Origin of the sequence: Microvirga zambiensis WSM3693, assembly GCF_016735695.1 — a bacterium.
Classification (GTDB): Bacteria; Pseudomonadota; Alphaproteobacteria; order Rhizobiales; family Beijerinckiaceae; genus Microvirga; species Microvirga zambiensis.
Window position 1 is genome coordinate 19,171 of sequence record NZ_JAERQD010000057.1, and the last position, 13,852, is coordinate 33,022.

Annotated in this window: 10 protein-coding genes and 1 pseudogene; 4 read left to right on the forward strand and 7 right to left on the reverse strand. The window is 61.1% G+C overall.

Going from position 1 to position 13,852, the window contains the following annotated elements; genetic code table 11:
* Nucleotides 1-144: 144 nt before the first annotated feature.
* Nucleotides 145-885, reverse strand: coding sequence for an extensin-like domain-containing protein (locus tag JKL46_RS27840; RefSeq protein ID WP_201839403.1), 741 nt, complete (start codon nucleotides 883-885; stop codon nucleotides 145-147).
* A 147-nt stretch (nucleotides 886-1,032) separates the two neighbouring features.
* On the opposite strand from JKL46_RS27840, the gene JKL46_RS27845 reads away from it, so the two are divergent.
* Nucleotides 1,033-1,836: an EcsC family protein gene (locus tag JKL46_RS27845; protein WP_201839405.1), complete on the forward strand. Its 804-nt coding sequence runs from the start codon at nucleotides 1,033-1,035 to the stop codon at nucleotides 1,834-1,836.
* 29 nt (nucleotides 1,837-1,865) lie between these two features.
* Here JKL46_RS27845 and JKL46_RS27850 read toward each other — a convergent pair whose 3' ends face one another.
* The 3 genes from JKL46_RS27850 to JKL46_RS27860 all read right to left on the reverse strand — a co-directional run bounded on the left by JKL46_RS27850 (nucleotide 1,866) and on the right by JKL46_RS27860 (nucleotide 3,678).
* Nucleotides 1,866-2,210: an AdipoR/hemolysin III family protein gene (locus JKL46_RS27850; RefSeq protein WP_201839408.1), complete on the reverse strand. Its 345-nt coding sequence runs from the start codon at nucleotides 2,208-2,210 to the stop codon at nucleotides 1,866-1,868.
* A gap of 283 nt (nucleotides 2,211-2,493) precedes the next feature.
* A complete protein-coding gene (locus tag JKL46_RS27855; RefSeq protein WP_281400144.1) occupies nucleotides 2,494-2,823 on the reverse strand; it encodes a Crp/Fnr family transcriptional regulator in 330 nt (109 codons plus the stop codon).
* Nucleotides 2,824-3,126: 303 nt separating this feature from the next.
* Nucleotides 3,127-3,678 carry a 2'-5' RNA ligase family protein gene (locus JKL46_RS27860; protein WP_201839412.1) on the reverse strand — a complete coding sequence of 184 codons (552 nt, stop codon included), beginning with the start codon at nucleotides 3,676-3,678 and terminating at the stop codon, nucleotides 3,127-3,129.
* Between the two features lie 1,862 nt (nucleotides 3,679-5,540).
* Between JKL46_RS27860 and JKL46_RS27865 the strand changes: the two are divergent.
* Nucleotides 5,541-6,055, forward strand: a pseudogene (locus JKL46_RS27865) (IS5 family transposase); the annotation flags it as partial.
* Between the two features lie 9 nt (nucleotides 6,056-6,064).
* On the opposite strand, the gene JKL46_RS27870 reads toward JKL46_RS27865, so the two are convergent.
* Nucleotides 6,065-6,859 carry a hypothetical protein gene (locus JKL46_RS27870; RefSeq protein WP_201839414.1) on the reverse strand — a complete coding sequence of 265 codons (795 nt, stop codon included), beginning with the start codon at nucleotides 6,857-6,859 and terminating at the stop codon, nucleotides 6,065-6,067.
* 957 nt (nucleotides 6,860-7,816) lie between these two features.
* On the opposite strand from JKL46_RS27870, the gene JKL46_RS27875 reads away from it, so the two are divergent.
* Nucleotides 7,817-11,455, forward strand: coding sequence for a FecR domain-containing protein (locus JKL46_RS27875; RefSeq protein WP_201839428.1), 3,639 nt, complete (start codon nucleotides 7,817-7,819; stop codon nucleotides 11,453-11,455).
* A 75-nt stretch (nucleotides 11,456-11,530) separates the two neighbouring features.
* Here the strand turns inward: JKL46_RS27875 and JKL46_RS27880 are convergent, their stop codons facing one another.
* Together JKL46_RS27880 and JKL46_RS27885 are read right to left on the reverse strand one after the other, a co-directional pair.
* Complete coding sequence (locus tag JKL46_RS27880) at nucleotides 11,531-11,779, reverse strand: hypothetical protein (RefSeq protein WP_201839431.1); 249 nt, start codon at nucleotides 11,777-11,779, stop codon at nucleotides 11,531-11,533.
* 513 nt (nucleotides 11,780-12,292) lie between these two features.
* Nucleotides 12,293-13,231: a nucleoside hydrolase gene (locus JKL46_RS27885; protein ID WP_201839434.1), complete on the reverse strand. Its 939-nt coding sequence runs from the start codon at nucleotides 13,229-13,231 to the stop codon at nucleotides 12,293-12,295.
* Between the two features lie 199 nt (nucleotides 13,232-13,430).
* Here JKL46_RS27885 and JKL46_RS27890 point away from each other — a divergent pair.
* Nucleotides 13,431-13,852, forward strand: a 422-nt coding sequence (locus tag JKL46_RS27890; protein ID WP_201839437.1) for a PLP-dependent transferase, incomplete at its 3' end; no start/stop codon positions are given.

Here is a 13,852-nt window from a genome sequence, read left to right on the forward strand (position 1 = left end):
TCGAGCATTTGTCTTATCAGCGACAACGGCAACGTCGTTCTTACCTTCTTCACCGAGCAATAGGAGTGGTGGGTTCCGCCGACCTCCCTGGCCGTCTACCGGATGGCCCAGGCCTGCGACGTCGCCGTTCATGGACTACCAATCCTACTGGCAGATGCGATAGCGGTCGCTTGACCCATGCTGCTCAAGGTCGACATGAAGATGATCGTGATGCGCCTCGTCCGAGCCAGGACCGAGGATCGTCGTGAACCAGCCGCAGGCCGCGGTCCGGAGGGCCGCGAGCGCCGGATCCAGTGCGGTGTCGGATTCAGGCTTGATCCGCAGGGTCGTTCCATTGGCAAGCTCGAAACCCGCGATATCGATCGCCAGCCCTTGCGCATGGGCCGAGAGCTTGCCCGTCGTCGCTCGGTTCCGGTTGCGGCACTCGAAGCCTGGGCCAGTGCGGACGGCCCTCAATTCTGTCCCCTTGATGCCGGCGACGAGCGGAGCGACGAGATCGCCGATCCAGTGCCCGAACGGCCCGGCAAAGCGGCAGGCCAGGATAGGCTGATCGGTCAGCCGAACGGTCGACTCGTGCCGGGTCGGTACTGGCACGGCCCTGAGGCGCACCGGCGTCTCAATCCGGCAGAGCTCATTCGAGACCCGAGGTTGCTCAGCGGGTTCGACCTCAAATCCGGCAGCCTGCAGTCCGGCCAAGCAATTGTCGGCTTCCGGGGCGGCCTCAGGCTCCCTCGGTGCCACCTCAGCCTGAGGCCGTGACACAGAGGGTGTCGTGGGGGAGGTGGGTTCGGTGGGCCGCGGGGGCGGCAGAGGTGGAATGGGCTGCGCCATGGTGGCTTGGGCGATCATCACAGGAACGACGGCCACGACGGCTCTGTACAGCATCAGTTCCTCCGGTCCCCGGCAGTCCAACGGCCCACCGAGCTGAAGGGTTGCAGGCTATCCAATTCGGTTCGGGATCCCCAACTAGGTCGTATGAGTCAGGAACTTCGCCGACAGGAGCCGCTCCCGGCGACCACAGGCCACGCGGCAATGCCAGAGATTGCCCTCTCCGATGAGGATCGCGAGGCGCTGCGGCAGGCCGTGCTGGCGCTCGAGGAACCGAGTTACGCTGCTCGCCTGTCGGCCTTGGCGGGGCGGCCGATCGAGCTGCTTGGCCAAGCGCTTCCTGTGCCGGTCTCCGACCTGATCTCGAAGGCGACGCACGCGGCGCTCACCCAAGCTCTGCGCTACGCGCTGAAGACAATCCCGAAGGAGGGCAGGGATCCCGAAACCCGCGCCCATAAGGCGCTTGCGGCCCTGTCCGGCGCCATGGGTGGGGCGCTGGGCGTCTCGGCGGTTTTGGCGGAGCTTCCAATTTCGACGACGATCATGCTGCGGTCCATCGCCCGGATCGCCCAGAGTGAGGGCGAGGACCTCAAGGATCCCGAGACGGCGCTGGCCTGCGTCCAGGTCTTCGCCCTGGGCGGGCATTCCGGATCGAACAATCTGCACGAGGCGGGCTACTTCGCCGTGCGGGCCGCGATGGCGAAGTCCGTCACCCGTGCCCTGCAGCAAATGGCTGGGCGCGGGGTCGTCGACGAGAGCGCCTCGGCCCTCGTGCGCCTGTTGGCCCAGATCGGATCCCGGTTCGGATTGGTTGTTTCCCAGAAAGTTGCCGCGCAAGCTGTGCCGATCCTCGGAGCGATCGGCGGCGCAGCCGTCAATGCCGCCTTCGTGGATCATTTTCAGAGGCTTGCCCGCGGGCATTTCACGGTGCGCCGGCTCGAGCGGATCTACGGCAAGGGAACCGTCCGGCAGGCCTACGACCGGATTCGAGCAAGCACGCACATCTGAGGACCGGAACAGGCGACGGACACCAGCAGTCACGCCCTTGTCAGCACCATGCAATCCAGCACCGCCCCATAGCGGCAGGCCGTGGCTACCAGCACAAAGGTATGCCAGAACGCGTTCTGAATGCGCAGGCCATCCCGTACGTGGAAGACCAAGCCCACTGTGGAACGGAGGGCTCCAGCAGCCAGGCGAGTAAGGGTCGAGCCGGGCAGGACGCCTAACACGGCCTCGTATGTGATGATGCCACTCCAGCCGAGGAGCAGGTGGAGCAGGATCGCGAGCCGATCAAACCGGCCCGGCAGGCACAGCTTCAGGACTACCCCGATCACGGAGCCCATCCAGATACCAACCAACAGGGCCCGGGCAAGCGACGCCATTGCGGCATCCCCCATATCTGGAGCATCATGGCACACGAAAAGGTCAGGGCCGTCGCGATCTTGCGGCCTGCCGCCTGCACGGCGGCAGGAGAGTGCAGGTCAAGCCTCCAGCGGGCCTCGATGCGACCCGAGCTTAACCTGAATCATGTCAGGTGGCGAAGACTGCAGCGCGGATGGCCGCAGCTGGAGTGCAGATCCGATCCGGTGCTGGTAAACACTGGCCGTGGAGGTGAGCCTCTCGCGGGCCGAAGCTTGGAGATGGCGATCAACATGAAGGCCGATGCTACCGCGCCGCGGGAGCGGGCCGCAGCAGGCGCCGGTAGAGGTCCATGACCCGGCCGTAGCACTCGCAGGCGGTTTCCTCCAGGCCCTCCCAGTCTGTCACGGTGATGCTTCCACGGTTCTGCCGGATCAGCCCAGCGGTCTGGAGCGTTCGGATCACCACGCTCACCGTCGAACGTTGTACGCCCAGCATCTCGGCCAGGAACTCGTGAGTGAGCGGCAGCGTGTCCTGTTGCAACTGGTGGCGCAGCATGAGGAGCCAACGGCAGCAGCGCGCCTCGACAGGATGTACGGCATTGCAGGTGAGAAGTTGGAACGTGTGCGCGAGCAGGACCTCGGTATTACCTCAAACCTGACGGGTCCCTTCAAGGGCGAGCCTGGCAGCGGCCATTGGTAAGGCAGGCGTCGACTAAGGCGTCGAGCGCACGGGCGGGGGCGATGTTGCGGGAGTTGCGGTGAACCATCCCAGTCACGATTGGCACGGTCCGCAAGGAACCCGAAAGTGCTCAAGCAGGGAACACCGAACGTACCCAATCGTCAGGGAATTTCGCTGTTTGACCTCTTGCAGACGCTCCACTGCAGAGGCGCATGCTGGCATGCTGAGGGATGCCGGTCGCGTTCCATTCCATAAAAATTAAGTACGAGCATTGGCACGTTCAGGTCCCGCAAGAAGATGCTCCTCAAGGGTCGCAACCGGTGGGAAGGACACACAGTCTGCGACGTCAAAGAGCACGTCGAATGGCTCAAGGGGTCGGACCGTGAAGGCGATGGCCTCAGTCCGATGTTCTTTCTTGATCTTGGTTCCAAGGGTGCAGTGAGGAATCCAAGCGCCTGGCCGGTAATGCGGATGGCACTTTGCCGGGTCAACGCAGGCGTGAACAGCGGCATACGCCTGGGCCAATGCCAGAGAAGGACAAGGCTCCGCCCAGAGTACCAACGGATCGCCGTCAAAGAAGCACAGGCGCGTGAAGGTGAGGCGCAAGGCCGGGACTTCCATAGCGGCCCTCCGGAGAGCCACCTTCAGTAGATCAGGATCGATATCCGGATAGATGGCCAGAGTGACATGCGGCGGGTAGTTGAGAGCCGCCATCGACGGCGCTGCCTCGTAGAGCGACGCCTGATCCCATAAAGCTCTGATAGGATCGGCGGTGCGGTTCACTGCTTTGAGACTGATCGCCCAGGTCATGACGCTCCATCGATGGGCTTATCGGAAAGTCGCGGACACTCTTCTCGCGTGGGCGCGAGGTTGCCAGGCAGAGCCTATACCATTCTGCGAGGAACAGACACGAGGCGTTCTGATGCGTCGTCCCGGACCACTGATACGCACACGAGTTCAGCGTGCCTGTCGAGGGTGCCTTCAACACCATGGTGCCCACGGTGGACGGGGCTCTCGACGGCTTAATTGGGGGCTGGAACCGGCAAAAGCGGTCCACAGCCGTTTAGGTCATGTCGTTGGAACACAAACCTAGTCCCGTTGGACGCATGCATTTAGCACCCAACATGGCCCCATGCGCCGGCGTCAATCCGTAAGGTGGATGGTCCTGTCCTTGCATATATCCAAGTCCGGAAGGTCGGCCGTTGAATCGTCCTCGAAAGTTGCGGCGACTGCTACGGTACAGCCAGACACCTTCGGCAGCTTCAAAGTGGCTTTTGTATTGGGTGCGAGCGGCTTCGCCAGGCTGGCCGACTGCCCCTCTACGCCAACAGACACCCTCGTGGCCGGCACGCCCCGGGAGTTGGTAATGAGAACCGTCGAGGCAGGTTTCGGCTTTGATGGCGCTGCAATAGCAGCGGTGCCAGCGAGCAGGAGGCTGGTAGTTGTAAGGATGCGAACGATCATGACAAATCCTCTCGGTGCTATTGGAGATGCATTGTAAGCTCGGGAATACCCAGGACCCCGTCTGTAAAATCAGCCGCTGCACATGGGACTCGCGGCACGGCCCAACTCAGCCAAGGCTCACCGTCTTAGGGGCAATCACCACCGAAAGAGCGTCCGTTGGCGCTCATGGGAGGCCCCCCTGCACGACCCGTTTCAGAAAAACAACGACCGTGCTATCGCGGCACATGACAAGGCTGCACCCGAGAGATTAACAAACTGTTAACGATGCGAAGTGTCATGCTCAACATAGCAGTAAGACTACCATAGCCGGCACCGAGATTCGGCTTCCACGTTTCCGACGATGCCGTTGAGAGGGTTCGATGACCGGCAAAGATCGAAGCCGTATCAGCAATATTACTGAAGAAGCAGGCTCGCATTCCGCAAGTTGCGGCAGTCGGTGTTCCGCCACTGAGCGCCCAAAAGCCACCTGAGGCGCCCCGCGGCAAAAAACTGACTGTCGTCAGTGAACTGGATCCAGCAGCCTTGCGCCAGTTGATAAAGTCAACGGAGACGCCAGTGGGGTAGACAACATCCCCGCGGCTCGCGACAGCTCTACGCGCAACGCCGAGGACAAGTTGCGAGACTGACTGGGTGCCTAAGAGGCCGGGCGCGACGGATTAAGCATCTCATGCAGCCTTGCAAGAATGAGATCCTCCTGTGTAAGGATCCTGTTACGGTATCGGTTGCAGGCTTCGCGTTAAAAAGCGGGATTGCGCGTAATTTTCGCGGACAGTCTCATGCGCATAAAGGCCCATTCTCGACTACGTAGTCATGGAGAGCGACAGCAAAGGAGATGAAGGATTTGTTAGGATTTCGGAGGGAGTTTGTTTGCCGTCGTGACAAACCAGTTTGCCTTATCTTCGCATGAGATCTTGCGCCTCCAGCAGAAGGCATCGCGCATGAGCAAGACGAAGCCCGACACCAACCATTCCCTGCACCCTGCTCTAGAAGAGTTGCGGCAAATACTTGCCAGAGAGCAGACGCTAGAAGGATTTCGGAATCGCTCTGGGAATGAACCGGCCGCACCCACCAGACGCGTCACCGAACGAGAGGCAAGGAAAGCGGCTGAGAAGCGGCGCTAACCTTCCGACAGCCTTAGTTTCATAACCGGCTTTGAGCGAGGTTCGTAACCACGTCGACGTCTTCGACGATGAGCGTAGGCGATGCCCGCACCAGCCGGCCCCATGCCTGAGGAGCTTGCGCTCGACAGCTCAAACGTCAAAGCCTACCGCTCGGCATCAGGCGGAAAAGGGGGGAACTCGCGCAAGCGGTCGGCGTCTCGCGCGGCGGCAGAACAACGAAAATCCTTTGCCTGGCCGATGGTCGTGGCCGGATCCTTGCCGTCGCGCTGACGCCGGGCAACATGGCCGACATCACGATGGCGGTGCCGATCCTGGAGGCACTGGCGCCCACCAAGCGGCTCATTGCTGACAAAGCCTATGACGCGGATCGGCTCCGAGCGTGGCTGCAAGACAAAGGCATCGAAGCTGTCATTCCGGGCCGTGCCGCTCGTGCCGTTGCCTATCCACTCAAGCGCGCAGCGTACCGCCACCGTAACGTCATTGAGCGGATGTTTGGCCATCTCAAGAACTGGAAGCGCATCGCAACACGATACGACCGGCTGGCTGTAAATTATCTCGCCGCCATCGTCCTCGTCGCGATCGTGACTCAATGGCTTGGGTGAGTCCTCTACCTAATTCGACAGAGGTTTACCGCGCGGGTCCGTCCCGGCATGCAGCCTAAGCGTCAGTTCATGGACGCTGGTGGAACCGGTCGTTTCATCGGGTGAGATCTTGCGTGACGGATCGGCCCCAGTCGCATTGCTTGCAGAGCCAACAGGACGTGGCGCCGGATCAAGTGTCGACAGAAGGCTCGGGTCGAAGAGTTCCTCGTGGATCGATCCATCCACGCGAATGACCGTTTTGATGCCGGTCTCGGCATCAAGGGAGATCGACCGGATTGCAGCTCTCGAGGAGCTATCTGGTCCGGCAGTTTCAGCAGGGTCACGGGGGTCCGGCGCTGTTGGAGGGGTTGCTGCTGGTTGCGCTGCCGCGATAGCCACTGCGGCCGCGGTCGCACGCTCATTGACGCCGGCGGTTTCGCCAGCCTGCTCGTTGGCGGGTTTTGCGACACTTTCGGCTTTGGTGGCCTGCACGGCCCGTTGGCGCTTGCCGATCGCCGCGTCCTGTTCCGCAATGATCTGCTGCAATTGCGCCTGAGCCGCTGCCGCCTCCCGTTGTGTTTGCGACCCAAAGATCGTAACCAAGGGATTGCTCGCTCGCTCCGCCGCCGCCTGCGCTGTGGCAGCCTCAGCGGCCTTCGCCGCTTCGATTCGCTGATGGGCATTCGCCGTCTGCTGACGGTTGTTGGTATCATACGAATACCGCTCGCCGTTGATCTCGTAGAAGACGGTTTTAGCCTCGACAGCACCGAGGATGGCTCCGAGAGCGACAACGGAAGCCCCGAGTGTCGTGAGTACCTTGGTCATTTCCTATCCTTTTTCCAGCAACGGTAAGATTCGGTTAGGGATTGCGGCAACTCTATGGCGCCCTGCCTTCGGGTCTACGTCGCCTGCTGAACGAAACTATGGGGGACGCGGGTTGTGACACTTCAGCAAGATGGTGCGTGTCTCCGATCCGCGTACGGGGTGAGTTGATGGAAATGTCCTGGCTGTGCCCACCCGCACGCCGAATCTGCGACACGTCCCTTGATGACGACGGTCGCGAGCTGGCCAAGGCCGCTTCAGATTACTTAATGTAAAAGGGTGCTCCTGACGCCCGGTTTCTCGTAGAGACGAAAACGATCGAGCCTGTCCGAACCCACGGTGGAACTTCCGAATGTTCTTGAGCTCTTCGTGGCCGAATGCGTGATCACGGATATCTCAGCCACATGCCATGGGCAGCTTGGCCTGAAAGCGTCACATTCGTGCGCGACCTCGGTGGTGACGCTTCGTTTGCCATTCCTCCACACAAGGACAGAGATGCTCAGACCTCTTGTGCCCTTGTGCTTGCGACCTCAGACTTCGCTCAGGCCTATGACCGGGCCGACATCATCCAGGAGCTTTGTCGCCCTGATGGGTGCGACGAGTTCGCCATCCTGGCGGCCTCCCCTTTGACGAGAGGAGGGGAGGGCAGGCTCATGCAGACTCGGGGGACGACTTTCCACCTGGGGTCATTTGGACGCCGGGCACTCAGCGAGGAGACCAGGTCGACCATAGCTTTCGACCTTGCGCTGTTCTTCACGAAGGAGAGCCGTGAGATGGCTATAAATTGACGGCGGCAATTCACCAGCAGTCGAGGCTTTCCGCTGTTGTAGTGATACCACAAGCACCCGTCGTGTGTTCGGGTGCACATCGTCCAGTTCGTGAATCGGCTTTGATCCTGCATCCTACCTGCTACTTTCCAGCAGCTTCAGAGCAGATTTCCTTCCTTCGAGCCAATCTTCCATGCCTTTCCGATCCTTCAGGCTTGTGACCGCCGCAAGCATCCTGGCGCTGTTCATGACCAATGTTTGGGCCCAGGAACCCATGCCCCGGCAAGCCCATGTGGAGGGCGCCATCGTGGCGTCCAAGGGTGGCGAGGAGATGCGCTTCGTGAGGGAGGATCTCTGGCGCGCCGCCCGGCTCCGGCAAGGCCTCGTCGGGGGCGATACGCTGCGCACCAACGCGATCGGCAACCTGGCCATCCTGTTCAACGACCAGACCCAGATCCGCGTCGGGCGCAACTCGACCCTGACCGTCAACGACGTGGCAGGAGGCGCCAGCGGGAATACGCAGCTCAGCCTCCAAGGCGGCAACATCTGGGCCCGAGCCGCCCGCGGCGGCTCGGGTGTCGATGTTAGGACGCCAGCGGCAGTCGCCGCGATCCGCGGCACCGATTGGTCTCTCTCGGTGGATGGTTCGGGCAAGACCTCGCTGGTGGTGCTCGAGGGTGTCGTCGACCTCACCAATCCGCATGGCTCAGTAACGGTCCGCCAGGGGGAGGGGGCAGTGGCTGCCATCGGACAGGCTCCCACCAAGTTCGTGCTCGTCAGCCCCAACGATCGCGAGCAGATGATGTTCTACATGTCGATGCGGGAGGTGTTCATCAACCTCCCCACATCGAGCCTGGGGCAAAAGGAGCTTGATGTCCTGACCTCCCGCATTCAGGCGCGTACCCCCGGGGACCGCACGGCTGAGGATTGGCTCACTCTTGCCGAGAGCCTCATGGTTTCGGAAGGCCGGCGCGCTGCGACGGGTTCCCTCGCGGAGGCACGCAAACGCCCGATGACGAGGGCGCAGCGCGCACGCGCGGATTATCTCGAGGCGCTCATCGCCGGTGCGGACCGGGAGTGGCAGAAGGCCATCGAGCTGTTCGTCCGCGCCAGACCCGGCTTGGATTCGCTGCGTCGCGGCTGGGCCGAGTACGGCCGCTACGCGGCTGCATCCATGGCCGATCCGAAACAGGTCCAGCCTCTACCGAAGGTTTCGGTCAACGATCCCAGGACTGCGGAGATCAGCATCTACCTTACGGCCTTCAGGCAGGATTTTCAGGCAGCGGCAGCCGAGGCGGCTGTTGCCGAAAGGCGCTACCCTAAGGATGTCGGCATCGCTTTGATGTCGGCCTCCTTTGCCGAGAATCTCGGTCGCCGCGAGGACATGTACGCGGCCTTTGAGCGGGCCCGGGTGATCGCCCCAAACGATCCTGACGTGGTCGCCTTCGGGGCATCCATCAAGGCCGATTATGCACGCGACATCGATGGGGCGCTTTCCGACCTCTATCGGGTCGCTGGCACCGATCCGTCCTTTGCGCTCCTGAACCAGATCGCCCTGCTCGAGGCTGGGCGTGGCGCCGTCGTCGAAGCCGAAGCCGCCTATCGGCGTGCCATCGATATGGAGCCTCAGAATCCGATCACTTACGTCAATCTGGCGCTGTTCTTGCTCGATCAGAGTCGGGTCGAGGAGGCGGGCACCCTCATCGACAGAGCGCTGGCCCTCGATCCGCCGACGGCTTACTCGGCCCGCGGGCGCTACCTGTTGCAGAAGGGGAGCATGGCTCCCGCCATTGAGGCCATGCTGGCAGGATCCGCCGTAAACCCAGCCCGTTCCAACGATCAGTTGATCCTGGCCGATGCCTATTTCCAGAACGGCGAATATGAACTGGCCCAGCAGACTCTCGACAATGCCGACAGGCTCGACCCGAGATCGCCCATCGTCCCGATCGTGCGCACGGCCTTCGCCTTGGATCTCTATCAAGCGGATGAAGCGATCCTCGCCGCGCGTGAGGCCCTGCGGCGCTACCGGGCCCGCGGTGGCGACTATTCCGGCATTTCTGTCACCAAGCAAACGGGATCCTATCCGGTCCAGGCCTACAGGTTTATCAATCTGCATGATTGGGGGCGGTTCTATGCCGACCGGACGTTCGACCCGTTCGAGGCGCAGGGATATTTCGACCAAGCGATCGCCAATCGTCCCGGCTTGTTCACGAATGAACCGACGCTCGACACGGCTGAAGGCACCGAACTCAACAGCCATGCCCTGAACCTCTCGTTTCAGGGGCTCCTGCTTGACCCTCTGGCCGTCGCCGGGCGCATCGGGTGGTATGATCCGCTGCGCCGGCCGTTTCTCGATTCCGAACTCAGCGGCAGCGCGATCACCCGTGGCGGGAAGATCGGCTGGGCTTCGGGCGTGCTCGTCAACGGCTTCTCGAACGAGCCGGTGCCCATGAGCTTCAGCCTCTCCGCGAACGCCGAAAGATTGCGGGGAGATCTGACCGCTGACAACGAAAGCGGACGCAGCATCACGTTCAGCCTCGGCACCGCCCCGACCACAGAGGACCGCTTCATTGCCATGGGATGGGCGACTGAAGCCAAGCCGGGCCTCACCGCTCTCAACCGTCCCGACCTCATCCAGCATGATGAACGGGACGCGATGAACCTTTTCGGCATGGCCGGATGGAGCCATACCTTCGGTTACCGGAACGTCCTCTCGGCCGCAGTCTTCGGGACGCGAAACGACACGCTCGATCGTGGCGAGATAACGAACTTCGACCAATTCCCCAGCCCGGGTGTCGCCGACATCACCAGGATATTGTGGCAGGAGAGGCAACGCGTCGACGGGATCGTCGGAGCGGTGAACCACGCCATTGGGATCGGCGAGTTCAATCTGCGTTATGGCCTGGAGGCCCAGGCAGGTCAGCTCAGGTACAGGGGCTTCAGCGATACCCGTTTCACTTACGCCAGCGGATTCGAGGAGGATCTCAGCGACGCCGTAGCCTCCGAGAGCCCTTTCCGGGGCGGCCGCGTCTACGCCGATCTGTCATGGCGCCCGAACGATCGCTTCGAGGCGCAGGCAGGCATTCACCGCACGTTCCTCGACGTGCAATACGACAGGCCTGATATCTGGATCTCTCCGCGGTTCGGGGTCGGCGTGTCGCCCATGGAGGGCCAATGGCTTCGCGCGGCCTACATCGAGGATGCGGAGTCCTTCCTGACCTATTCGCTGGCGCCGACAACCACTGTCGGGTTGATCCCGAACGACGCCCCCGCAAACGGGCCGACGAAGAGCCTGGTTCTGCGCTGGGACGCGGAATGGACGCCGCACGTCTTCACGGCCCTGGAGTACCAACGGCAGACGCTGCAAGACCTCAGCATCCCGAGGATCAATACCTTGAGCTTCATTGAGGACATCGACGAGGCTCGTGCGGAATGGTTGGCCGCCACCGTCAACGTCTGGCTCGGGCATGGCATCGGGGTCTTCGGCACGATCGGCGGTGCAACCTCGGAAATTCTCGAAGGACGGGGACAGGGCGAACCGGTGCCGTACATTCCGGATCGGTTCGCGCGGGCCGGCGTGACGTTTGTCCATCCGAGCCGCCTGCGTTTCACGCTGACGCAGAACTACATTGGCGAGCGGTCGGGCTCCTATGAGAACGACAGGCTGGATGCCTACTGGACGACCGACGCCGCGATCACATGGGAGACGCCGGATCGGCACTTCCAGTTCGGCATCACGGCGCTGAACCTGTTCGACCAGGATTATGAGTTCGGCTTCTACATCCCTGCTCCGGGCCGCACGATCGCCGCGACAATCAAGGCCCGGCTCTGAACGGATCGCCGATCCATTGAGGCCGCCAATGGGTTAATGGATCCAGACGGGGGTCGGCGGATCGCCGCCTGACCGCTAGACCTGCTCCCGCCTGATGTAGATCGGTTCCAGTTCGTATTGCTTCGAGAAATCGTTGGCCTGGCCGACGGCTTCCTCCATGGTGGAGAGCGGACCGCCCGCGGCAATTGCCGTCCCATCGATGAGTACCATCACCATGAACTCCATCGCGCGTTCTGGCAGTACGACTTCCGCCAGGGTGATATTGCTGTCCTGATCCTCGGGAACTTCGTCGGGCATCAAGATGCGGAGGCCGGGATCGGTCATTGGGGATCCTTTGGTTTGGCGAGACCACGACAGACGGACGACGAGCTTGTATTGGCGAGGGCTTCACAGGGGTGAGCTGCGGAATCCACGGAAAAAGGAATCTCTGGTTTTCACGAGAGCTTGCCACTGGGTTATTCCGGATGCGGAGCTAACTGCGAAAGCGCAGCATATCAGCTTTGGAGAGAGTTCGGTCCTGCGTCGGACCTCCACTCCGGGGTCCAGCAATCTGTCATAACGTATCAGGAAGAGGCCCGTCTGAACAGCAATGGAAGACAATGAGACTGGCCTTCAAGAGCCATCTCCATAGCGAAGTCGGAACGTGGCAAGTGATTTTATCACTGGGAACAACAATGTGCTGAACATGCATGAACGCGCTCTAGTGCCATCATCGGCAGGTTGAGGCACGTTGGTGACGTCGTTGACATGACAAAAGATCCTACAGTTGGTTCTATAATCTTTGTTCAACGAATTTTCCATGTAGCCGCAAAGTTAAAATGTCCTGATCCTGGGTTATCAGGGCAGACGACGAAAGCTTTCGAAAATCACATTGTAGAATCCATCGCCATCAACATCCTGGACTACGTAAGCGTTCTTTTGCCGGCTGGTAACACCCCACCAATCGATCACAGTCATCCCAGTTGTCAGAGGAGAAGTTGTCTCGATCTCGACATTCACATGGAGACCCGAGAACAACCCGGGTTGCAGCAACCAGACAACCGTGGTTGGATCGTGCAACGGGGCTCGGTCAGCTCCGTACTTCTGCCAGTCAAACTGCTTGGCGTAGGTGAGAAGTTCCGCGAAGATCGGGCCAACTTTGTTCCCCATCGTGCGGAAGCGTTCGACGCGATCGGTCGTCATGTGAGCCTTGTGGGTGACATCCAGTGGCATCATCACGACACGGACACCGGAACTCAACACTCGCGCAGCGGCTTCCGGATCCACGTAACAGTTGAACTCGGCTGCCGGGGTCACATTGCCTCCTTCCGAAGAAGCTCCGCCCATCCAGACGATCTGTTCGATCCGCTCCGCTAAGCGTCGGTCCCGTTCGAGGGCACTGGCTACGTTCGTCAATGGACCAAGGGCACAGAGTGTTATTGTCCTCGGCGGCCGGCTCATAACCTCTTCAACGATAAAGTCCGCCGCGTGCTGCGACTGAACCGGCATCGACGGCTCAGGGAGATCATATCCGTCAAATCCAGTCTTGCCGTGTACGTACTCAGCGGTGAATAAAGGACGGGCCAGAGGAGCCTCGGCACCGGCGAAGACCCTGACATCTTGACGCTCGGCAAGCTCCAGGACCTTGCGGACATTACGGAGCGTATGATGAAGCGGAACGTTGCCGGCGACGGCACAGACCCCGAGAACTTCGATCATGGGAGACCCCAGAGCCGTTAAGATGGCGACCCCATCGTCTGGGCCAGGATCAGTGTCGATAATAACCTGCTTCTTCATCGATCTGCGCTCACGAACACCTTCGCCTTCAGCCGTATATACTTGTCATAACACTATTCTAGAGCCCAGAATTTTCGCCTTGAGCCCACGCCTATGTCTGTTGGTCCAACAGGGCGCCTGTTATTCTGCGCCCGTTTGTTACCCCGCCGACACAAGTGCTAACGAGTCAGCTCGAGGAACACCATGGAGGAGTAGCCGGATGAACGATCAGACGTCGGTGTGCCATGACGCAACCCTGGCCCTTCATGCCGGGGCTGGGCCTCGGGAGGTCGGGGCGCCGGCATCCTCGCCCCTGGTGATGGCGACGAGCTTCTTCACTCATCCAGATGCGGTGGGCTTCTCGGCCAATGACCTGAAGGAGGCCGCGCCACATTTCTACACGCGCTGGAGCAATCCGATCCTCGATCAGCTCGAGACCCGCCTCACTGCCCTTGAGAGCGGTGAGGCGGGTCTCAGCTTTGCCAGCGGTATGGCGGCGATCAGCGCCCTGTTCCTGGATCGCTTGGGTGGCGGCGATCACCTGGTTCTGTCCAATGTCTGCTATTACTACTGTGTCATAAACTTTGTGTGGCAGCAGGGACATCGTGGGAGCCTTCGCACGAGAGCGCAGATGAGTTCAGC

Bases quoted from the DNA above. Each gene is read 5' to 3' on its own strand.
- JKL46_RS27840 (WP_201839403.1), bottom strand. From the start codon at position 885: ATGCTGTACAGAGCCGTCGTGGCCGTCGTTCCTGTGATGATCGCCCAA.
- JKL46_RS27845 (WP_201839405.1), top strand. From the start codon at position 1,033: ATGCCAGAGATTGCCCTCTCCGATGAGGATCGCGAGGCGCTGCGGCAG.
- JKL46_RS27850 (WP_201839408.1), bottom strand. From the start codon at position 2,210: ATGGCGTCGCTTGCCCGGGCCCTGTTGGTTGGTATCTGGATGGGCTCC.
- JKL46_RS27860 (WP_201839412.1), bottom strand. From the start codon at position 3,678: ATGACCTGGGCGATCAGTCTCAAAGCAGTGAACCGCACCGCCGATCCT.
- JKL46_RS27870 (WP_201839414.1), bottom strand. From the start codon at position 6,859: ATGACCAAGGTACTCACGACACTCGGGGCTTCCGTTGTCGCTCTCGGA.
- JKL46_RS27875 (WP_201839428.1), top strand. From the start codon at position 7,817: ATGCCTTTCCGATCCTTCAGGCTTGTGACCGCCGCAAGCATCCTGGCG.
- JKL46_RS27880 (WP_201839431.1), bottom strand. From the start codon at position 11,779: ATGACCGATCCCGGCCTCCGCATCTTGATGCCCGACGAAGTTCCCGAG.
- JKL46_RS27885 (WP_201839434.1), bottom strand. From the start codon at position 13,231: ATGAAGAAGCAGGTTATTATCGACACTGATCCTGGCCCAGACGATGGG.